This is a genomic window from Nostoc sp. LEGE 12454 (genome assembly GCF_056620565.1).
The window spans coordinates 164,190-186,968 of record NZ_JBWQXL010000007.1 but is presented as its reverse complement, the minus strand read 5'-3'; the positions used below and the strand labels follow the sequence as shown (position 1 = coordinate 186,968).

Sequence of the window (22,779 nt, the reverse complement as noted above, 5' to 3'; positions counted from 1 at the left end):
CTGGAAAGCAGAATTATCTTTACACCCCAGAGGGGCAACGAGAGTTTAGCAAATTAAGATTTCGTCCTATTGACTTGACTCTTACAAAAGAAATGGAAGGCAAATTTCCTAAAATTAAAACGATCTTCAAAGCTTAAGATTTAAGAGGTTGTTTGAAAAGTGGTTGGCTGTGATTTGAGGCACTAACCGATCCCCCCTAACCCCCCTTTTTTAAGGGGGGAACCGGAATCAAAGTCCCCCAATTTATCGGGGGATTTAGGGGAATCTAGAACGTTTTGTTACCGAGAAGAAAACTTTTCAAACATCCTCTAAGAGGATGGAGCGAAATTCAAAAAAAAATCTTTGATGAAGGTGCAATCGTTGACAAAATTCGAGCGAAAAAATCTGAGAATTTCTATTATCTAATCATCTTCTCTAAAGCGGTTTGCAAATCTTTTGTCAAATCGCTCACAGCTTGTTTAGACGCTTGGCGATCGCCCTGACAATTTTTGAAGCGTTCTGTAACCGAAATTGGCTCTCCCACTGTGATTTGTGCCTGTCGCAAACCTAACCGAGGTCGTCCCGGAAGTTTTGTATCCTGAATTCTAGAAAGCATATCGAATACAAGCAAAGCTGTTTCCGCAAACCGTTCCGCCGTCGGTTGTTCCTGAATATAAGTAGCTGTGACTGCAACAAAACTTTCCACTATCCGCATGTGCCGCATTCGCAAGTCGGCTTCTTCTGCAATCCAGTCTGCCAAACCGCGTTTGAAGGGTGCTAAAGCATTGATATCTGGCAAATCGTCTCGGTAAATGTAACTCCAGCCAGCCTCTTCTAAACGGCGACAACGGTCAATAAAATTACCCTGCCCTTGAACTCCAAAATATTGCTCGGCAACTTGTAATGCCTTATCTAGTAGGCGATGGAGTCGGGCAATTAATACCTGATTAGCACTCTTCAATTCATCATTTGAGATGGTTTTGGGGATATCTTGATGATAGAAGCGACGATAAAACTCTTCCATCTCGGTAATCAGATATTCAGCCAACCGACAAAGGCGTTGATGGTAAATCTCTTCGCGATCGCCCGAATCAATTTCCAAAACTTTCAAGCCACTATCAGCTTCTAACTTACTCAATAGCCAATCTATCTGAGACCAAGGTGGCTCAACGTAGCGATACTGGATGGCGATCGGTACAACGATCGCAGTCTCAGAACGGTTAGCTTTTTCTAAGTCTTCTACACACCAGAACGCCATTTGAGCAACACCAGGTTCTAAGGGGCTAACAATGCCACTATGACCATTAGTACCGCCTTCCGGTGCCACTGCGATCGGTAGTGCGCCATTAGCAAACAACTCCCGTGCATTTTGGATAGCTTGCCGATCTAGTCGCCTACCACGACGAACCGGCACACCCCCCAGCAGAGAGAACAGCCAACCTAGCCACTTTCCAGCCCAAACTGTCATACCTCGGTCATAAAGAAAATAGCTGTGAACCAGAGATTTTAATGTAATACCTTTTTGACGAGCAACTTGTGGCACAATCCGAGAAAGCAAATACAGCATACAGAGCGGATCTTCCACCTCTGGGTGGCGAAATGCCAACAAAAAGCGAATTTTTCCAGCCTGAAATTGTTGATAGAGTTCAGCTAATACTTCAACATTTGTGGCTTCAATTTTGACAATCCCAGCTGGTAGCCAAGGACGAGTGCGAAACCGTAGTGCGATCGGCAGTAACCACCGAACAATCTGGAGTACCAGCGGATTCAACCGTTGGGGAATAAATTTCAATGGTGGTTGAGTAGACTGAATCGATCTAGGCAAGTCGCTCTCCAGATTATATTTCTAGCGATTGTACAACGTGGGGTCGTGTTTTGCGTAAACCCTGAGCTTTTGGCAGTCAAGCTTTTTAATTACTACCTTTCGCTCTTTTGGTTACTCAGCACTCCTAAACTTTTCAACGATAGACTCTAACTATCAAATCAAAAATTAGTTTGGATGTTTAGGAAAATTTCGGAATAAATAGACAAATACAGCTAAATTTAACACAAAAACTAATGTTTTAATCGAAGATATTCCTCGAATCAATTCATAAATCTCTGGTGGAATACTGATACCGACAAGTCCCAATACTAAGACATGTGCCCAACGCTTTTCGTACCATAAACCAACGGCTTCAATAGTGGTAACAATAGCATATATTCCGGTTCCGATGCCGCTAAATGCCAGAGTTCTAGGATTTAAGTTAACAACTTTTTTTAAAAGCCAATCAATAACGACCGATTTACCTTCTAAAACATAATTTTCTGAAAACGCCTCTAAATTTTGATAATTTTTTAATGTCAATAATAAAGCGATCGAAGTAACCATAAGCAGCAAGGCGGTAAATGTTTTGTAGAGAACAATTGCCACTAACCCCAATGGACGCTTTTCCAAATAACCCCCTAAGTATAGATAAGTCCAATTTTGAACGTCAAAATTACCTGAGTGCTGTCAAGTCAGAGTTCACCTCCCGATCCAGAGATTCTTCTAACTAAGTACGGCTTTGAATCGGTGCAATGAATGCAAACTATAATTCCTCTCCCCAAACCCCCTGCCTAACATGGAAAAATAATCCCATCTTTTGAAAATGAATGGGGTTTTAATTGATTTGAATGTGCATAGACTAGCAAAAATAGCAGGCATCACACATTTCAATCAAAAATTTCTAATGGAGGTTAGCGGACTCGAACCGCTGACATCCTGCTTGCAAAGCAGGCGCTCTACCAACTGAGCTAAACCCCCATACTAAAATAGTAGATAACTTTGATTACCGTTGTTATTGTAACTTATATCGTTCTATTACCAAAGGGATGAAGCCAGAAAATATCCAAGTTGTCGCAACACTGTATAAATTTGTTAAGCTGCCAGATTTTGCCGAGAAACGAGATCCTCTGCTGTCTTATTGCCAAACGCAAGGTGTCAAAGGGACTATTTTGCTGGCACTTGAAGGGATTAATGGTACAATTGTCGGTTCGCGTCAGGCGATTGACTCAGTTCTCTGGTTTCTGCGTTCTGACCCCCGTCTAGCAGACTTAGAATCCAAAGAGTCCTATACCGAAACCCCACCTTTTGAACGGATGAAGGTGCGGTTAAAGCAAGAAATTGTCACTTTGGGCTTGCCAGAAATTGACCCAAACGAACAAGTTGGTATCTATGTCAACCCTGAAGAATGGAATGATTTAATTTCCAATCCAGAAGTGACCGTGATTGACACCCGCAACGATTATGAGGTGAATATCGGTACTTTCCAAGGGGCAGAAAATCCCCAAACTGAATCATTCCGCGAATTTCCTGATTATGTGCGCCACCATCTCGACCCAACTAAACACAAAAAGGTTGCTCTGTTTTGTACAGGCGGCATTCGCTGTGAAAAAGCTTCATCCTTCATGCTTGCACAAGGCTTTGCAGAAGTCTATCATCTCAAGGGCGGCATTCTGAAGTATTTGCAGGAAGTTCCAGCACAAGAAAGTTTATGGGAAGGAGAATGTTTTGTTTTTGATGAGCGGGTAGCCGTTAGTCATGGGTTGGAGAAAGGAAATTATGAGTTGTGCCTATGTTGTGGGCGTCCGATTTCAGAAGAAGATAAAGTGTCTCCCAAATATGAGCAAGGTATTTCCTGTCCCTATTGTTTTGATAGCCTCACCGAAGAGAAAAGAGCGCGTCAGCAGGAAAAATGGCGCCACTATCGAACCCAAGTTGGTAACAAAAATCAGGATGTGAGTTGAAGAATAATTTATAACTCATGATTCAGAATTTAAGGGCAAAATTACTGTAAATTTAGTACCGACTCCAACTTCACTTGTGACACTGATTTGACCCCTGTGAGTATCAACGCACCTTTTAACGATTACTAACCCCAATCCAGTACCCTTAATTGATTTGACATTTGAAGCTCGGTAGAATGATTCAAAAAGTCGAGCTTGGTCTGGTTCGGGAATACCCATACCTCGATCTTGAATATAAAAAGTTGCTACTTTCTCAATTGGGTCACATATTAAATCAAACTGAATATTGCCACCTTGGGGCGAATATTTAACCGCGTTTGAGAGCAGATTTCCAAATAGGTAATGTAAAAGTCCTTCATCCATGACAGCCGACGTATTCTCACTATGACAGGTAAAAATAATTTCACACACGCTATTTTCAACAATCGAAAAATCTTCGATTAACTCTCGACAAAATTGCTCTAAGTTAAGAGAAGCAGGGTTGAATATGAGTTTTTCTGCTTCTGCTCTACCCATAAACAGCACTTCTTCCATGAGTTGTTCCATAGATTGGACAGCACCTTGAATTCGCTTTAAATATATGCCTCTTTTTATATCTGTTAAATTTGCTCCTTGCATTTCCATGAGTTCTACTGCCGTTTGAACAACAGTTAGAGGATTACGGAACTCATGAGATACGGTAGAGATAAATAGGGACTTGAGACGGTTAAGTTCTTGCTCCTTTTCCAATGCTTGCTCTAGCAATTTTGTTTGCCGTCGTTCGCTAAGATCCCAAAAAACAACTACTACACCATTTATCTGGTCAGTTCCTCGCTTCAGTGGTGAAGCACTATCGCCAATGGGAACTCTTTTGCCGTTTTTTGTAATCAGAGATGTGAATTCCCCTAAATAAACAACCTGTTGCTCACGCAGCACTTTTGTCACAGGATTTTCTAATGTAGACTCTGTAACTTCATTGACAATATGAAAAATCTTCGCAGCCTCATTTCCTAAAGCATCTTTTTGCTGCCAGCCAGTCAGCGCCTCAGCCGCAGGATTCATAAATGTTATTTTTCCCTGCTCATTTGCGGCAATTACAGCATCACTCATTGAGTTTAAAAGGGTTGCTAACTGATCTCGATTCTCCCGCAGTTCGCGTTCTAACCGATGTTTCAAAAGACCAATCTCGATCGCAATTTTTAAATCTTTTGTAGTAAATGGTTTAACGATGTATCCGAAAGGTTGAGTAATTTTGGCTCTTTCTAAAGTATGATCGTCGCCATAAGCGGTTAAATAAATTACAGGTACATCTAACTGCTCGCGAATCTGGCTGGCGGTAGTAATACCGTCCATCTCACCTTTAAGAATAATATCCATTAATACTAGTTCTGGTTGAGTTTCCAATGCCTTGGCAATGGCGACTTTTCCAGATGAAGCTGTACCCGTAACAATGTATCCTAGTTGACTGAGTTGACTAGCAATAGTTCTAGCTACAATCACTTCATCTTCAACGACTAAAATCCTAGCTTGACCCATTTGATATTTACTGATGCAAAGTTAACTGCGTGAATTTAATTTTGAATACTGTTCCACGATCGCGTTCTAGAGTAATATCGCCTTCTAGTTGTTCTGTAACCAAGTCATGTACTAACGACAGACCTAAAGAATCAGTATTTCTCCAATCTAAGTTATCTGGTAAACCAATCCCATTATCTCGGATAGTCATCTCGATACTATTGCCATTATTGTGTAAAGCAATACTGATTGTACCTACTTGTTGATTGGGAAAAGCGTGTTTGAGGGCATTGGAGATTAATTCGTTAATTACCAATCCACAGGCAATAGCTTGATCGACATTCAAGCTTACTGAATCTATATCAGTTTCTAGAGAAATTTTACCAGGGCATATTTGATAGGAAATGAGCAAGCTGGCTGCTAAATTACTGATGTAGTCAGCGACATCAATTTGTCCGATATTAGCGGAAGTATATAAATTTTTGTGAATTAGAGATATTGACTCAATTCGATTTTGACTTTCTCGAAGAACTTTGATTATTTCTGGATCTTTGAGTGTTTGAGACTGAAGTTGTAATAAACTGGAGACAATTTGCAAATTATTTTTAACTCGATGATGAACTTCTTTTAAAAGAACTTCTTTTTCAGCTAAGGCTGTTTTTAACTTTATTTGAGCTTTTTGTCTTTGAACAAGTTCCGTTTGAGCTTGCGCTAAAATGCTGGATTGTTGAATTGCGATCGCTAATTGGACTGTCACTTGATCGAGCAAATCTAGTTGATTTTCTTCCCACTCCCGAAAACCAGAGCATTGGTGAGCAATCAGTAAACCCCAAATGTGAGAGCCAGGGTTTTGAGAGCTTACTTCTAGTAAAATCGGCACAACTAAATTTGCTTTTACCTCAAATTGTTCTAACAGGCGAATATGGCAATCAGTTAGTCCAGCTTCATAAATATTAGCGATCGCTCGTTTGCGTCCCTGATAATATTCCACTCCTGAGCCTGTTTGAAAACAAGTATCATGAATCTCTACACCCAAAGAAACCGTCCATCCAGGTTCCACTGATTCCGCCATAATTGTGCCAATCATCTCTGAGTCAAACTGATAAACTATTACTCGATCGACCCCAAGTAAATCTCGCACTTCTTGAACTGTTGCATTTAGAATATCTTGAAGATTTAAGGATTGACGAATCCGTTGAGCAACAGTTCGCATCAATTGCTCCCGCTCGGCTTGAGCTTTTAGAGCTAGTTCAGTTTGCTTACGTTCTGTGATATCTTGCCCAATACCAATAATTTGACCATTTGAAAGGTAAACATTAGTCCAAGAAGTATCCAGTAAACGACCATCGCGCACCTGAGTTTTAAAGTCACCCCAAATGCGTTGTGCAGACTGCATAAAACTAATTACGTACTGCCGATATTCAGGATTAGGATATAGCGCTTCCAATACATCACGAGTTTGGAAATCTTGGAATTTCCAACCAAGAATATTTTCCCATTCTTGGTTCACCCACTGGAGTTCACCATTGGTATTGACTAGGGTAATCATCAATGGTATGTTCTCAAAAATTATCCGCAAAAACTCATTTTGTTCTTGAAGTTTGGTTTCGGCATTTTTGCGGTCATTAATATCATTAAATACTGTTAAAATGGCTGATTCATTGTTAAAAACTAAATACTGTAAAGAAGCGATCGCCCAAAAACGAGTTTCATCTGCTTTTTTTAATTGCAATTCATAATTATGAATAAAACCTTGCTGATTAAGAAGTTTTAATAGTGCTTCGAAATCTGTAATATTATGATACAAATCCACAATTTTCTTGCGATTAACTAAATACTCTGGAGAAAACTGAAATGTTTGAAGCAACTCTGTATTAGCGTATAAAATCAACCCATCAGACACACGCGAAATAATGAATGGAACAGGAATAGCTTCAGAAATAACTCGAAATCTAGCTTCACTTTGTTGAAGAGTTCTTTCTATTTGTTTGTGTTCTGTGATGTCTCGTATATGAACTAAGCCAGCCTTATAACTGCCATAATCTATTGTCTGTGTGAAAATTTCAACATCAATAATCTGTCCGTTTTTTCGCTGATGTCGCCATCGTCCAGTAAAGTCCAAGCTAAAGTGCTTTTGTCGTAAATATTCAAGCAAGAGAGGCACATCTTCTGAAGGGCGAATGTCAGTTATTCGCATTTCCAAGAACTCTTCTCGTGAGTAGCCGTAGTGAAAAACAGCAGCTTCATTTACATCTAAGAATTGCAGATTATTCTGGTTATATACCCACATAGGATTGGGATTTTTAGAGAAAAGTAAATTAAAACTCTTTTGGCTTTCATTTTCAGAAAATAGCATTAGTGGTTTTGCGATAAAAGTTTTTATTATCTACTAAAATTTAATGATTTCAAATCTAAAATAATTATTATTTTTTTTTGCAAAATTTGTTTTTTACGAGCCAATCTTTTACTGATTCAGAATTTTATGTATCTGATAGTTTACACTAAGAAAATATCACTTGTACAGCTTGGGGGGAAGATAAAATAGCCCGAAATGCTTGCATACTAAAGAATGTGGCAATTTATGATAAAACAATAAAGAGCCTTAATTCGCAATAAGCATTATTTAATGATAAAATTCCTGAATTCTAGGAAAAACACCTGAAACAGGAACTTTGACTTGCCAAATATTTAATACTAAAAATCTTGATTAATTTATTACAATCGATAAAATTGTCAGCATAGAAGCATTGGCTACAGCTTTACCATAGCAATACTATTTGGAAGTAGAAGAAAGAAAATTCAACAGTTTTCATCTTTAAATTATATAAATGTTGGAGAGATATGGTTCCCTGTAGTGAAAAATTGGCTAGAAATATATTTATTCCTTAACTCAAGTCGTTTACGTAGTAATTGGCTTAAATAATTAGGAATGCGTCAATTTATTATTGATAAGTGATGTCTATTCCCATATATTTTGAATTGTTAGGAAAAGTGGGTTAAAGCAATTAGTAATTCCTATACATTAAAACAAAAAGCGCTCTCCTTTTACGGAGAGCGCTTTTTGATTTAGCTAAACTTCAGAATTAACCGTTGATAGCAGGAGCGGTAAGAGCTACAGGAGCAGAATCACCAGCAGCCAAATCGAGAGGGAAGTTGTGAGCGTTACGCTCGTGCATTACTTCCATACCCAGGTTAGCGCGGTTGATTACATCCGCCCAAGTTGCAATCACACGACCTTCAGAGTCAATGATTGATTGGTTGAAGTTGAAACCGTTCAAGTTGAACGCCATTGTGCTTACACCCAAGGCGGTGAACCAGATTCCGATTACAGGCCATGCTGCTAAGAAGAAGTGCAGTGAACGGCTGTTGTTGAATGAAGCGTATTGGAAGATTAACCGACCGAAGTAGCCGTGGGCCGCAACGATGTTGTAGGTTTCTTCTTCTTGACCGAACTTGTAACCGTAGTTAAGGGACTCGGTTTCAGTTGTTTCACGAACCAAGGAAGAAGTTACCAAAGAACCGTGCATTGCAGAGAACAGTGAACCACCGAATACACCAGCTACACCTAATTGGTGGAAGGGGTGCATCAAGATGTTGTGTTCTGCTTGGAACACGATCATGAAGTTGAATGTTCCAGAGATACCCAAAGGCATACCATCAGAAAATGAACCTTGTCCGATGGGGTATACCAAGAATACTGCACTTGCTGCTGCAACAGGTGCTGAATATGCGATCGCAATCCAAGGACGCATACCTAAGCGGTAGGATAATTCCCATTCACGACCCATGTAGCAGAATACGCCAATCAGGAAGTGGAAAATTACCAATTGGTAAGGACCGCCGTTGTACAACCACTCGTCTAAGGAAGCTGCTTCCCAAATTGGGTAGAAGTGCAAACCGATAGCGTTGGAGGAAGGTACTACTGCACCAGAGATGATGTTGTTTCCGTAGATCAAAGAACCTGCTACTGGTTCGCGGATACCATCGATGTCTACTGGAGGAGCAGCGATGAAGGCGATTACGAAACAAGCGGTAGCGGCTAGCAAGGTTGGAATCATTACTACGCCGAACCAACCGATGTAAATCCGGTTATTGGTGCTGGTGATCCATTCGCAGAATCGATCCCATACGTTGGCGCTTTCGCGACGTTGTAAGGTTGCTGTCATTGTTTTATAAGTGCGGTTAGTTATTTATGAATCAGGCGGTTTCGTCTTTGCCTGTGAATCTACTTTACAATGCTTTACAATTTTTAATCAAGTTTTATTACTTCAGTAAACCTGATAGGAGTTATCAGGTTTACTTATTTAAGCTTGATGTTTAGTGTTTGCGGTTGTTCCAAATACATTGAACACAGGATCTAGATATATTTACTCCGGCGTTAGCGCCCAAAAGATAAAATAGAAAGGAACATTGTTTTTATCGACTCTGAAATCGAGAGTTGATATGGATTACCACCAAAATTAGGAGGGAAGGTGTGACATGACAATTACTTTAAATCACACCATTGTGCCCGCACATGACAAAGAAGCATCGGCGAGGTTCTTTGCAAAAATTTTCGGTTTAGAGGTCGAGCTTCCCGTTGGTCACTTTGCTGCTGTACATATAAATGATGCATTAACGCTTGACTTCGCCGACGCTGAAGCGTTCGAGCCACATCATTATGCATTCCATGTCAGTGATGAAGAATTTGATGCAATTTTTGCACGCGTCAAAGAAGCGGGTATTGAATACAGTAGCGACCCCATGCATCGGAAGAAAGGGCAAATTAACCACTGGAATGAAGGTCGCGGCTTCTATTTCTATGATTCCGATGGCCACAACTTAGAATTATTAACCCGTGCATAGATTTTTGACATCAGGTCAACCCATTACTTCTTGACTAAGAAATATGCTGTGGCATAGTCCGGTAATTGGCTGATATTCTGCCCAAATTCTGTTTTATTCTTAAAAATACCAGCCAAAAAATCGAGCTGATAAAGATTGGGTAAAAATGCTCCGCCTGTATCGGCGATGACTCCCATTTGCAGATGTTTGCGACCACCTTGAGTATGCTCAATCACAATCACCTTACCTAAACCGATATTTAAAACATCTCCAGCAAAAGTAACTCCGGGTTTAATAGAAATTTTTGCATCTATTTTATATCCATAGCCTTTAATATCATCAACTTCTCTAAAATACCAATAACGCTTTTGTGCTGTTGCCTTTAATCCGCGGATATAAGCTATTCCATTGTTTCTATCTACATTAAAAAAGGCCTTATCACCATCGGTAAAATTAATCAGGATTGTTCCTTCCATAATTGCTTCTTCTAAGCCGTTTCTGGTTAGATAAGCAAGAGTGTTAACTTTTCCAAATTCTCTACCACCTGGTTCATAAATACCAGACAAAACATCTTGCTTTGTGTACCGAGTGTAGAATCTATCATTATTAGAGTTATCTTTTAAGCTATAAATTGGTATATTAAAAGTAGAGGTTTTTTTGCGGGAACCAGGGTGAGTAAATACAGCATATTTGGTAATTCGTAATTGCTTCTGCTGTTTACTTTTGGGGTTGTAGGCAGACCATTTAATGACTCGAAAATTGGTATTAATAAATTTAGAGTCTTGTAAACGAGTAGCCCGATTATTAGCAATATCCTCCTTCAAAACAGCAATCATGAAATCTAAAGTTTTGAGGACATCTGGTACAGTAACTCCTTGAGTAGCAAGCACTCCTGCACGCATAATATCTGGGTCTTGGGAAGCATAATCTTGAAAATATTTTCTAGTATTAACGAGAACGGTTAATAAATCTCCTTGATTGAATTTAACCTTGCTATTTGGCAGTTTTCCTGGAGTAGCAATCTGGCTGCCATTAATGTTAAATTTATATTTTTTGAACTCATCAACAACTGGATAGGGTGCAGATGCTGCTAACAAATTCTGTCGAGATGAAAAAGTATTTTGAAGCCTTGAGTTAAGTTGTTCGGCAGCTTGATTTGAGGTCAGAGAAATCTGTGATTGAAGTAGGGCAGAATTTTCTTGTTGAGTAAATGAGTGATTTTCTTGAGCTAGTTGTTTAGTTTTTGACTGGGTATATAGATAACTACTTGCTAAACTGACAACTAATAAGGCAGCACAACCTACTGTAAAGCGTAATTTTTTGCTAAATAACATATTCTTTAATGGTAAATAATTAACGTTATGTTTCTATCACCTCACGCACTAACTGCGCCAGCTTTTCCGCACTATCAGGAACAGCGATCGCATAAGCTTTTTCCTTCATCTTTGCTAACTCTTGCGGTGACTGCAATAAATTCAACACATTAGTTTGCAATACTTCAGTCGTCAACTCAGATTGCTTCAACGTTAACGCTGCACCCGATGAAGTAAATACGTCTGCATTGTAAGATTGATGGTCTTCTGCGGCAAAAGGGTAAGGAATCAAAATCGCTGGCGTTCCACACACTGCCAATTCTGTTAAGCTACCTGCGCCAGAACGACTAATGGCAAGAGTTGCTCGTTGCAACAACGCTGCCATATTGTTGTAAAAAGGTAAGGCTATGTACTGTGGATGTTTGAGACTATCTGCTTCGGGATCGCGATCGCCAGTTAAATGTACTACATAAACACCAGCATCAAACCAAGCTTTTGCAGATTCGCGCACCAACTTATTTACTGCAACTGCACCCTGGCTACCGCCAAAAACAACAATTAAAGGCACACCATCAGGAATAGCTAAATCCAGTGGCGCATTAATTGCCCCATCAAGAAATTGCGATCGCACGGGAGTACCAACATAGACATTTTTGGCACGAGGTAAATACTTAGCAGCGACTTCAAATCCCAAGGCTACCGCACTACACCAAGGGCCAAAAAAGCGAGTTACTTTACCTGGTAAGGCGTTAGATTCGTGGAAAACCACGGGTAAACCGAGAGAACGCGCCGCAATGACGGCTGGCCCGGCAATGTAACCGCCTGTGGTAAACACCCCTTGAAAATGTCCCTGTTTGAGAATTCGTCTAACTTCTAGAATCGAAAGGGTAAGTTTACCCAAAATGCGAATCGAGGAAAGTCCAAACCCTTGCTGAAACCCTTCAACTGCAATAGTATTCAAGGGATACTGTTTGGGGACAAGTTGAGTTTCTAGCCGATCGGGTACTCCCAGCCATTCTATTTGATAATCTGGAAGTTTTTGTGCCAGGGCGATCGCTGGAAACAAATGTCCACCAGTCCCACTGGCAGCTATTAATAATCGTATCGGTGCGTTTGCCATCAAACCTCTACCGTTTAGCGTCTAGCTTAACTAAGATAAAACAATTTGCTTACTTTCTCTAATCAAATCAGTAAATTCTTACCAATGACTAACATTATTACCGCCTTAGTGAGACGACAACTCAAATTTCCAGCAAATATTTGGTTGGTTTCGTTTCTGCTGACCATTGGTTTAACAAGCGGTTGGCAACGTACTCAGGCGACGACACCACAGCAGTTATCCCAAGCCACCACCCCCCAAAATGCACCAGCCGCTCTGACAAATCTATTGACACAAGTTGATAGCGCTGCTAGCCGAGGTGATGTTAAAGGGGTGTTGCAATTCTACAGCCCCAATTTCACTCATGGCGATGGATTAAACCTCCAAAGCTTAGAAAAGTCTTTGACTTCACTTTGGCAACGATATCCGAAATTGCAATACAGCACGAAACTGCTATCTTCAAAACCCGGAGCCAACGGGATTATTGCTGAAACAGAAACAAAAATAACTGGCTTACCCTCCGGTAGCAGTAATAAGTTAGCTCTCAATGCCACGATTAGATCGCGTCAGCGCATTGAAGGTGGAAAAATAGTCCGCCAAGACATTTTGTCAGAACGTACCTTACTTACCTCTGGCAGCAAGCCGCCCCAAATTGATATTAAATTACCACAGCAGGTGCAAGTCGGTCAGAAGTATAATTTTGATGCGATCGTCCAAGAGCCACTTGGGGATGATTTTCTACTAGGAACGGCGCTAGAAGAATCTATCCAACCAGATAAATTTCTGAATCCTACACCCGTGGATTTAGAATTACTGACATCTGGCGGACTGTTTAAAGTAGGACAAGCACCATCTACCCCAGGTAGCCAATGGGTTTCTGCTGTCATTCTGCGAGGTAATGGAATGACGATGGTAACTCAGCGCTTGCAAGTGGTGAAGAAGTAGAGACGCGATTAATCGCGTCTGTACAGGAGTTGGGAGAGACGCGATTAATCGTACAGGAGTTAGGAGTTATAGACCGACTGATGATAAATTATGAACGATGAAACTTGTGCTAATTCATAATTCATAACTGTTAACTCCTCACTCCTAACTATCCTAATGACTTCCCTACAAAATCAAATCATTTTGATTACTGGTGCAAGTAGTGGTATTGGTACTGCTTGTGCAAAAATATTTGCTGGTGCGGGTGCAAAACTGATTTTAGCAGCACGACGGTTAGAACGTTTGCAGCAGCTAGCAGATACTCTGAGTAAAGATTTTAGTACTGAAATTCATTTACTACAACTAGATGTGCGCGATCGCAATGCTGTTGAATCTGCCATTGCGACTCTACCCTCTGCCTGGTCTGATATCGACATTCTAATTAATAATGCTGGCTTGAGTCGTGGTTTAGACAAGTTACACGAAGGCAGCTTTCAAGACTGGGAAGACATGATTGATACTAACGTTAAGGGTTTACTTTACGTCTCCCGCTATGTAGTTCCGGGAATGGTAAGTCGCGATCGCGGTCATCTGGTAAATTTAGGTTCCATCGCCGGACATCAAACCTATCCCGGTGGCAATGTCTACTGTGCTACCAAAGCTGCTGTAAGAGCCATTTCTGAAGGTTTAAAACAAGACCTGTTGGGTACACAAGTCCGTGTAACTTCTGTCGATCCTGGTATGGTAGAAACGGAATTTAGCGAGGTACGCTTTCACGGAAATACTGAACGTGCCAACAAAGTCTACCAAGGAGTTACACCCCTAACACCAGATGATGTGGCTGATGTGATATTTTTCTGTGTGACGCGATCGCCCCATGTGAATATTAATGAAGTTGTGCTAATGCCTGTTGACCAAGCCAGCGCTACCCTAGTTAATCGACGAACATAAAAGTAACCCATCTCATCCCATTCTAAAAAAGCTTACTTCTGCCACTTACTCTACTCAAGAGACATTTGGTGGAATAAAAGATAGAGACGTAGTAGTGCTACGTCTCTACTATACTTCTGGATAACGCATATTTAATTTCACTAAATATTTAAAGTCTTACAGTTTACGTCTAGAGAGTTTGTTAAGGACTTTACCAACTCAGCTAGAGTGAAGAACTCTTAACCCAAGCGTATTGGATTTTAATTGGAAATTAACCTATTTAGTAACTTTTCTTAACTGTGTTTTACGAAGTATTTAGCTACTGTATTTAGGGATACGCAATTATTTTTTACAAATAAGCGCTAATCTAATCAAACATGGCCAGAATATACTATACCTTCCTGGCAGGGGGACTTGTTATATAGTCCCTGCTGGGTTTATTTGTTACAAGCTTTAGAGGATGTTTGAAAAGTTCTCTTCTTGGTAGCAAAACGTTTTAGATCCCCCTAAATCCCCCTTAAAAAGGGGGACTTTGATTCCGGTTCCCCCCTTTTTAAGGGGGGTTAGGGGGGATCAATAAGTGCCTAAAATCACAGCGAAACACTTTTCAAACAACCTCTTAAGTTTTCTCTAAATTTTCATGAGTTTGCGTTAGTGTAGATCGACTCAAACATCGCCAACACTATTTTCAAGGCAGGTATATTGGCTATTGGTCAGCCGTGACGATCGCGATCGCAAAGCCGTCATATCCTTTGCTACCCACAGTCTGGATTGCCGTGGCGTTGACGCGTGGCTCAGAAGCAAGCAGTTCGTTGAAGCAGCGCACCCCCTGAACGCTAGGATCGTTGCTACTGGCATCAATCACCGCTCCGTTACGCACAACATTATCAGCGATAATCAGGCTGCCGCGACGGGAAAGCTTGAGCGCCCACGCGAAGTAATCGGGATTATTTGGCTTATCAGCGTCGATGAAGATTAAGTCAAATGAGCTGTGACCTTCGGCGGCAATCTGTGGCAGTGTAGAGAGCGCTTGTCCGAGGCGGAGGTCAACAACGTCAGACAGACCAGCGTGAGCGATATTGGCGTGGGCAATTTCGGCGTGCTTTGGATCGGCTTCCAGTGTGATTAGGCGGCCATTGCTGGGTAACGCCCGCGCCAGCCAGATCGTACTGTAGCCGCCCAGCGTGCCAATCTCTAAGATGCTTCGCGCTCCTTGGATTTGCGCCAACAGTAACAACAGTTTGCCTTGGTTTGGCGAAACGTTGTGCGGCGGTAGTCCGGCGGCGGCACTGGTTTGGAGGGCTTTATCCAGTGCGGGATCTGACGGCACAAGCAGATCGGTAAAGTAACGATCGACCGCAGTCCACTGCTCTTGAGTCATAGATTCTCAGTTTTTACGATTTAGTGTCACTTGCTTCATTAGAAAGGATTGTAATGATTTCATCCAACGGGCGATCGCGATTAGACTTTTCTGGTGTTTCTTTACCCAAGGAGGTTTCTTTCACCAAACGGTAAACGTCAGCTGCTCCGTAAAAAATCTGCTCTGTCAGACCTAACTCTTTAAAGGTTTCTGCAATCTCTTCCATCTCTCCTATCCAACGATGCGCTTTCGGTGTCATCGCTGGAATGGAACGGGTTAAAATGTTAGCAAGTTCTTGTTGACTACTAGATATTTCATCCCATAGTTCCTTATCTAAACCTAAACGATGGGCTGCAATTAATAATTCTGTGCCAATTGCTGTAAGTCCCTTTGTCAGTGCTGCGTAGGACATTTTCAACCCGGAAGCCTGACCAATTTCATCACCAATTACCCGTACATCCAAGCCATGATCTCGCAGTTGTTGGAGTTGATTTGCCTGTTTTCCAGAAGTGTAAATGCGGGTGCGATTGGGAACTCGCGGTGGTGGGCCAATAATTGATGCATCTACAAATATTCCGCCAACTGATTCAATGAGGTGGCCGATATTTATGACTTTTTGGGGTGCGATCGCATTACAATCAACGTAGAGAATGGGTTTACCAACATTGGCGATCGCCTCAGCTACTTGCTTCGCCGCTTGGGTAGCCGCTGCGGGGACTAAAACTGACAGCACCACATCAGATTCAATTACCAGTTGTCTGAGGGAACCCACATCTTGGATGTTGGCTGCGGCTGCTAATTGCCGAGTTCGTTCACTGCGATCGTCTAGGGCTGCAATAGTTTTCAATCCATGTTGATTGAGAACAGCTGCGATCGCTTGTCCCATATCACCCGGACTTAAAATACCAATAGTTTGGATAGGCATGGAAAGTTTTATATTTATTTTATGGCTGACAAGTTAATTCAGGTAATTGAGTAGTCATAAACTACGACAAATTAATGTACATACCGTACTTTATCAAACCACGGATAAGCTCAACAAGCAAGCTATCTGCTGAGAGATATGTAAGAGGTAGGAGCAAAACAATCTTTATATATAAGAATTTTGATGAATTGCAATAGGAAATGGCAATTTCTCAAAATAAACTAGATTTATTTCAATTTATAATCGGGATTTTAATGAATTGTAATACACTAATATAGTGTAAGAATCTTACACTATATTAGTGTGACATATTCAAGTAATAATGTTGACTTTACCAGTATCAATATCGTAACAAGCACCAACAATTTTTAGTTTACCTTCACGAATAAATTTAGCTAAAATAGTTGAGCTTTCTTGCAATTTTTCAGTTTGATACTGAATGTTTGCTATAACTGCATCTTGCATATTATCAACAGTTCTGAACTTTACCCTTTCTACAGATGGTTTGATACCCTCAATAATCAAACCAATTCTGCCCGGAAGTGGTTCGTTTTTGATTGCTTCTGCGACTGCACCACATCTTCTATGGCCCAAAACCATAATCAACTGCGAACCCAATACTGCTGTAGAATATTCCAGACTACCTATAACAGTGTCACTGACAACATTACCAGCAACTCGCACGACAAATAAATCTCCAAGCCCTCGATCGAAAACAATTTCCGCAGGTACTCTAGAGTCTGCACAGCCCAATATGGCGGCAAAGGGATACTGAGCTTTGGCAACTGATCGTAGGTGTTCTAGTGATTGATCGGGATATTGGCGTTTTTGATGAATAAATCTTTGATTACCATCAAGCAAGCGTTTGATGGCTTCATCTGGACTGATTGAATTAGGGTTAACTGGGTGAATATCAGCAACAGCAGTTTGCTCTGTATTCCAAAAGCTATCACCAAAAGTAGTAGCTGCAATACCTACAACACTGGCGAATTTCAAAAAATTACGCCGCCCGACAAATCCATTAATTCGACTCATCAATCTACCTGACAACAAAGATGTTCCCAAGAAGATATCAGACTTAACTAAGATGCAAGAGTACCTGATTACACGGTTTAATAGTCATTTAATATTCGCATAATTTAGAGTGGTTAAAATCCAGTCTACGTTAGCGATAAAAGCAACTTACCAAGCGATACAAGATAGTCATTAAAACGGCTTTATCGCTCTTTTTCTAAATTTAAATAATTGAAAAACTTATAATTTTTTAAAATTTTTGTAGATAAAATTTAGATAAAGTAAAATTCATAATTCATGAGTCAAAAGGGGCTATACCTCGCTGCTGCAACAGGAGCAAAGCAGTTTTTATAGCCGATTTTGAGACTGAAATTGTGTCTTTAACTTACTTGAAATATTCTGTAAATATAGGGATATTTTAACCTCTTAGTCAGTATTAAAATGATACATATAACTATTTAAGAGGATGTTTGAAAAGTATAATTTTTAATACTTTTCAAACATCCTCTTAAAGCGTAAGCGTAGCTCGTTTGGTGTTTACTTCCTGATTCACTCAGGCACAAATCTCTGTTCTGACATTCATTTTCAAAAGTTTGTGGTTGGCTGAAATTGGTTCTCTGGCTAATGATGTGTTTTTTATAGTCAAATTTAAAGTACTTTTATCTAAACTCAGGTTAGGCATCTCTTGCCAGCAGTGGCGGCAGAACCAATAGGTTTCTTGTAAACGAATGTGACGAAGCATTTGGTTAGAACAGCAAGGGCAGTTTGTCATAAAATTGTTGTTTTATTAAAAAAGTTAAACACAAATAAGTAGTTTGCTCTTGGCTTAACTACCAACAGCTTTAATTTATAAACAGAAAATAAAGAACTAATAAAGAAACGACAGTAGTGAAAAAACTTTAGAAAATATTAACAATTACTTGATTAGCGTAGGGTCGCAAAAACCGCAGGCATTGCTCGTTCTTTAAGACAGTCTATTTATACAAGAACGATTACGCCCGTTTGCTTTGGCTTGATAAAGGGCTCGATCTGCTGCCTCAATCAAATCCAAAGGAACCATATTGGGTGTTGGAATCACTGTGGCAATTCCGATACTCAAAGTGACGTGGTGCCTCACAGGCGATGCCGCATGGGGAATATTTAGCTGTTCTATAGCTTTATGAATTTCTTGGGCAACGTGAAAAGCCCCATCATTAGCAGTGTTAGGCAAGATGACAACAAACTCTTCTCCGCCATAACGAGCAGCTAAATCTCTAGAACGTTTAACACTTTGTTTGAAAGCTTGGGCAATAAAGCGCAAACAATCATCTCCGGCCGCATGACCATAAGTATCGTTATATTGTTTAAAATAATCAATGTCGCATAAAAGTAGTGAGACAAAACCTTGTTCTCGTAAAAGATATTGCCAGACAGAATTAAGCTTAATATCAAAACATCGGCGATTGGCGATTTGAGTTAATTCATCCACCATTACCATATTTTCAAGCTGCTGGTTGGCACGCTGCAATTGTTGATAAAGTTCTGATTGCTGAATAGCGATCGCTACCTGTGTTGCCAATTGCTGAAGCAGTTCGCTTGCCCAAGATTGCCACTGACGCGGGGCGCTGCAATGATGAGCAACCAAAAGACCCCAAAGGCGATCGCCTTGTAAAATTGGTACAACTAGCTTGGCTCTGACTTGCAACTGTTCCAATAACTCCACATGACAAGGTGTAAACCCGGCGGCGTAGATGTCTGGAGTGACTCTGAGCGTACTTTCTTGATAAGACTGTCCCTGTATTTTGACAAAATAGCTGTCTGTAATTTCCATATTCAAAATCGATTGCCAACCTTCTGCTATAGACTCCGTGACAATCACACCACTCCAATCACGATTAAAGCGATAAATGATGACGCGATCGGTTTGCAGAAAATGTCGGACTTCAGCAACAGTTGTGTTTAAAATTTCACCCAAGTCTAAAGATTTACGGATATGTTGAGCGATCGCATAGACCATGCGTTCCCGTTCTGTTTGCTGTTGCAGGGCAATTTGTGCCTGTTTGCGGTCTGTGATATCTGTAAATGATGTCACCACCGCAGATGGTTTTGATTCATCGGATTCAAACAGTGGCTGAGAATTGATTGAAATCCAAGTCAAGCTGCCATCAGGTTTATGAACTCCCATAATCACATGAAATTGAGGTTTTCCAGTGCGTAAGGTGACAATGGCGGGGTGAGTTTCGCTTAGAAAAGAAGTACCATCTTCATGAATCGCTCGCCATCGCGGATCGATGGAAGTTCGTCCCATCATTTGATCGGCTGTTAACCCTAAAATTTTTTCGGCACTCTCATTACAGGCGGTAATTCGCCTATCGGATTGCTGTAGGACAATACCTTCTGCCATCACTGTAATTACAGAACGATAGCGTTGTTCGCTTTCTCGCAACGCTTCTTCCATACGCTTGCGTTCAGTAATATCAGTATGAGTTCCTAGCATCCGTAGGGGAAAACCATTCTTTGCGCGACTTGAAACTTGACCCCGATCTAGAATCCACTTGTAGGTTCCATCCTTGCACTTAATCCGATATTCACTGACATATTGTTGGGTTTCACTGGACAAATGCTTGCTAATCTCCTCGTAAACCCTCGCTTTATCATCGGGGTGAACCCGCTGTTCCCATTCACTGAGGGTAGTTCCAATTTCATGCTCTGCAAACCCTAACATTTCTTTCCATCGTCGGGAAAAAAAGACTTCGTTAGTTTCAGCATTCAAATCCCAAACTCCGTCGCCATTTCCTTCTAAAGCATACTGCCATCTTTCTTCACTGGTTTTGAGTGCGGCTTCGATTTGTTTACGTGGGGTGATGTCTTCAAAAATGTATAATCGCCCAAAGTATCGATCCTGAGTATCCCGAATTTGACTGGAAAAGCGGCGAATCGTTCGCCCATCGACAAATAAAATTTCATCCTCAATCGTGCAACGATTTTCTTCAGACTGCAACGGTTTATAGGATTCGACAAATGCCGATGCATCGACAACTGAAGATATGCAATCACGAATGATGTCATTATTTTTTAAAGCACCCAAACGCATTCGATCTTCTAGATGTTCGATGCCCCAAATTTTACAGAAGTGGTGATTGAAATAGAGGATTTCATCGGTACGATTGTCAACAACAAAAAATCCCAGCAAAGAAGTTTCAGTCATAGAACGCAGCAAAGCTTCCCGCCAGCGCAATTCTGATTCTGCACGCTGGTGTTCTTGTAGTGCAGCTTGTTGCTTGGTAATATTATTTTCGTTGACGAGGATGATGGAGTTACCCGTTACGGGATCGCGGGTGCATCGTATATCTATCCCATGCCATTGAATTCCCTCATTAGTAAACACCTGAGCCTCTATGCTGAACGCCTCACCGAAATTAATCGCTTTCATAGCTTTTTGTCCAACACTCTTATCAACAAAGTGACTCAGGAAAATATTCTCAGCTGACGAGTTAGGGTACAGGGTATCCCGATAACAGCGAAGGGCTGCCGGGTTTTGCATCAAAGGTACACCATCCATCGTGTAAAGGGAGATCATTACTGTGGTGTGACGTAGGGCTTCAATCGATCTGAGTGTTTCTCGATCGATCTGATTGATAATTTCTGTCGATCCTTCAACCAGCATCGCCATTCGCCCTTCTTCAATTTGAATTCCAGAAAAGATGCAGCGTAGAGAAACAGGTTTTCCTTCTGGGTAAAATGTCCAGTTTTCAGTGATGGTTTTCCCTTGCTGAAATTCTTGCAAATAGCTTTGCATTCGAGTGTGAGTAGACACAGAAACATCACTGAAGTTGCGACTGAGCAATTCTTCTCGACTTTGAGCATTCCAAATATGCAGAGCCGATTGATTCGCCCACCACATCTGCAAGTTTTGAATGTCATAAATCCAAACTGGAGTTTGTAACCGATCAAATGCAATCAAGTCTGCAACTGATATATTCTTTGGCAATGCTGTTTTTGTTATAATAACTTTTCTAAAATTCTGATACAGAGTTCTTTTGATTGAGCTAGACTTCAACTTTGGCTGAACTGTCAAATTTTTCAGGTTTTGATTGAGTTGCAGTGTTAGTTTTTGGCAGGATGTAGCCCTTTGCTGATGGCGTTCTGCTTCCCCAAGAGCGATTCCTAGCTCTGCGGCTATCAGTTGGAAATACTCAATTTCTAAAGAACTCCATTGACGCGAGCCACTGCACTGGTGAGCAATTACTAAGCCCCATAAATGAGGATATGTACTAGAAACTCCATCAATTTCTTGATTGTTTACTAAAATTGGTACTACTAAATTAGCTCGAATCTGCAAGTCCGTTAATAATTTTTTGTAACAAGGGTCAAGGTTTGTAGTATGAATGTCTTCAATGACACCAATGCTTCCATCTCGATATCGATCTACCCATGTCGCACTGAAACAAGGATCGTAAATTAATCGCCCTAGAATCGGTTTCCATCCGTTACTTACAGACTCTTCTGCGATGACTCCATCTCCATCCGGTAAAAAACGATAGATAATGGCGCGATCGCTTTCTAATGTTGTTCTAACTTCGCTGACAATAATCTTGAGAATTTCACCCACTTCAAGTGACTGATGAATTTGATCGGCCAGCATCCTAATTCGATCGAGGATTTGCTTTAAATCAATTTCAGAACCCGATAGACGATTGAAGAGCATAGTAATAATCTATGTATATGCACTTAGCTGAATGTAAAACTTTTCCCTAGTATTTAATTTTATTCCAAATTATTTAAAACGTTAAGTTAAATTTAAGCTTAAACTTGATATAGCAATCCGAATTGAAACGTGAGAAAATGTATAGGCAGAAAGTAAGTATCTATAACTGTTTCAGCGATTCTCTTTTTTACTAATGATTTAGGATTACTGTAGTTGATAATAACTTCAAAATCAAACCAATTGCTTAAAGGCTAAACCTTGATATTCGGACTGGAATTTATAGGAATTTTCATTTGCATGAGATACACACTAGGGACGCACAGCTAGTTATATCATGTCCGGTTAAAGACTTATCATTAAGACCGCAGAGGTGCAGAGGGGAGGGGTTTTTGGGCTTTCTGCATAGATTTAGGAATTATAACTAATTAGTCGGACATGATATTATGCGTCTCTAGGAATTTT

General features: G+C 40.7%; 16 protein-coding genes, 1 tRNA gene and 1 pseudogene. 5 read left to right on the top strand and 13 right to left on the bottom strand.

What is annotated here, in order from left to right:
- Positions 1-397: 397 nt before the first annotated feature.
- The 3 genes from AC1F2U_RS10305 to AC1F2U_RS10295 form a co-directional block, all read right to left on the bottom strand.
- On the bottom strand, positions 398-1,804 hold the full coding sequence (locus AC1F2U_RS10305) for a lysophospholipid acyltransferase family protein (RefSeq protein ID WP_480261017.1): 1,407 nt from the start codon (positions 1,802-1,804) through the stop codon (positions 398-400).
- A 165-nt stretch (positions 1,805-1,969) separates the two neighbouring features.
- Positions 1,970-2,416: a DUF2127 domain-containing protein gene (locus tag AC1F2U_RS10300; protein WP_480261016.1), complete on the bottom strand. Its 447-nt coding sequence runs from the start codon at positions 2,414-2,416 to the stop codon at positions 1,970-1,972.
- 275 nt (positions 2,417-2,691) lie between these two features.
- A tRNA-Ala gene (locus AC1F2U_RS10295) sits at positions 2,692-2,764 on the bottom strand.
- A 68-nt stretch (positions 2,765-2,832) separates the two neighbouring features.
- On the opposite strand from AC1F2U_RS10295, the gene trhO reads away from it, so the two are divergent.
- On the top strand, positions 2,833-3,747 hold the full coding sequence (trhO, locus tag AC1F2U_RS10290) for an oxygen-dependent tRNA uridine(34) hydroxylase TrhO (RefSeq protein WP_480261015.1): 915 nt from the start codon (positions 2,833-2,835) through the stop codon (positions 3,745-3,747).
- A 15-nt stretch (positions 3,748-3,762) separates the two neighbouring features.
- Here the strand turns inward: trhO and AC1F2U_RS10285 are convergent, their stop codons facing one another.
- Positions 3,763-5,262, bottom strand: a complete 1,500-nt coding sequence (locus tag AC1F2U_RS10285; protein ID WP_480261014.1) for a hybrid sensor histidine kinase/response regulator — start codon at positions 5,260-5,262, stop codon at positions 3,763-3,765.
- A gap of 7 nt (positions 5,263-5,269) precedes the next feature.
- The gene (locus AC1F2U_RS10280) at positions 5,270-7,597 is read right to left on the bottom strand and encodes a PAS domain S-box protein (RefSeq protein ID WP_480261013.1); all 2,328 of its coding nucleotides are present in this window, start codon (positions 7,595-7,597) and stop codon (positions 5,270-5,272) included.
- Between the two features lie 335 nt (positions 7,598-7,932).
- On the opposite strand from AC1F2U_RS10280, the pseudogene AC1F2U_RS10275 reads away from it, so the two are divergent.
- A pseudogene (locus AC1F2U_RS10275) lies at positions 7,933-8,122 on the top strand (IS4 family transposase); the annotation flags it as partial.
- A 202-nt stretch (positions 8,123-8,324) separates the two neighbouring features.
- On the opposite strand, the gene psbA reads toward AC1F2U_RS10275, so the two are convergent.
- Positions 8,325-9,407, bottom strand: coding sequence for a photosystem II q(b) protein (psbA, locus tag AC1F2U_RS10270; protein WP_480261012.1), 1,083 nt, complete (start codon positions 9,405-9,407; stop codon positions 8,325-8,327).
- A gap of 313 nt (positions 9,408-9,720) precedes the next feature.
- On the opposite strand from psbA, the gene AC1F2U_RS10265 reads away from it, so the two are divergent.
- Positions 9,721-10,086 (top strand): VOC family protein, encoded by a 366-nt coding sequence (locus AC1F2U_RS10265; protein ID WP_480261011.1) that lies wholly within the window; start codon positions 9,721-9,723, stop codon positions 10,084-10,086.
- 23 nt (positions 10,087-10,109) lie between these two features.
- Here the strand turns inward: AC1F2U_RS10265 and AC1F2U_RS10260 are convergent, their stop codons facing one another.
- On the bottom strand, positions 10,110-11,399 hold the full coding sequence (locus AC1F2U_RS10260) for a hypothetical protein (RefSeq protein ID WP_480261010.1): 1,290 nt from the start codon (positions 11,397-11,399) through the stop codon (positions 10,110-10,112).
- A 25-nt stretch (positions 11,400-11,424) separates the two neighbouring features.
- Positions 11,425-12,498 carry an undecaprenyldiphospho-muramoylpentapeptide beta-N-acetylglucosaminyltransferase gene (gene murG / locus AC1F2U_RS10255; protein ID WP_480261009.1) on the bottom strand — a complete coding sequence of 358 codons (1,074 nt, stop codon included), beginning with the start codon at positions 12,496-12,498 and terminating at the stop codon, positions 11,425-11,427.
- Positions 12,499-12,582: 84 nt separating this feature from the next.
- On the opposite strand from murG, the gene AC1F2U_RS10250 reads away from it, so the two are divergent.
- Both AC1F2U_RS10250 and AC1F2U_RS10245 read left to right on the top strand, forming a co-directional pair.
- A complete protein-coding gene (locus tag AC1F2U_RS10250; protein ID WP_480261008.1) occupies positions 12,583-13,422 on the top strand; it encodes a nuclear transport factor 2 family protein in 840 nt (279 codons plus the stop codon).
- A 156-nt stretch (positions 13,423-13,578) separates the two neighbouring features.
- Positions 13,579-14,352, top strand: coding sequence for an SDR family oxidoreductase (locus tag AC1F2U_RS10245; RefSeq protein WP_480261007.1), 774 nt, complete (start codon positions 13,579-13,581; stop codon positions 14,350-14,352).
- A 685-nt stretch (positions 14,353-15,037) separates the two neighbouring features.
- Here the strand turns inward: AC1F2U_RS10245 and AC1F2U_RS10240 are convergent.
- The 5 genes from AC1F2U_RS10240 to AC1F2U_RS10220 all read right to left on the bottom strand — a co-directional run bounded on the left by AC1F2U_RS10240 (position 15,038) and on the right by AC1F2U_RS10220 (position 22,317).
- Positions 15,038-15,712: an O-methyltransferase gene (locus AC1F2U_RS10240; RefSeq protein ID WP_480261006.1), complete on the bottom strand. Its 675-nt coding sequence runs from the start codon at positions 15,710-15,712 to the stop codon at positions 15,038-15,040.
- Between the two features lie 13 nt (positions 15,713-15,725).
- A complete protein-coding gene (locus AC1F2U_RS10235; RefSeq protein WP_480261005.1) occupies positions 15,726-16,616 on the bottom strand; it encodes an NAD(P)-dependent oxidoreductase in 891 nt (296 codons plus the stop codon).
- Positions 16,617-16,928: 312 nt separating this feature from the next.
- A complete protein-coding gene (locus AC1F2U_RS10230) occupies positions 16,929-17,651 on the bottom strand; it encodes a carbonic anhydrase (RefSeq protein ID WP_480261004.1) in 723 nt (240 codons plus the stop codon).
- A gap of 532 nt (positions 17,652-18,183) precedes the next feature.
- Positions 18,184-18,402, bottom strand: coding sequence for a hypothetical protein (locus AC1F2U_RS10225; protein WP_480261003.1), 219 nt, complete (start codon positions 18,400-18,402; stop codon positions 18,184-18,186).
- Positions 18,403-18,594: 192 nt separating this feature from the next.
- Positions 18,595-22,317, bottom strand: coding sequence for a diguanylate cyclase domain-containing protein (locus tag AC1F2U_RS10220; protein ID WP_480261002.1), 3,723 nt, complete (start codon positions 22,315-22,317; stop codon positions 18,595-18,597).
- Positions 22,318-22,779: the final 462 nt, after the last annotated feature.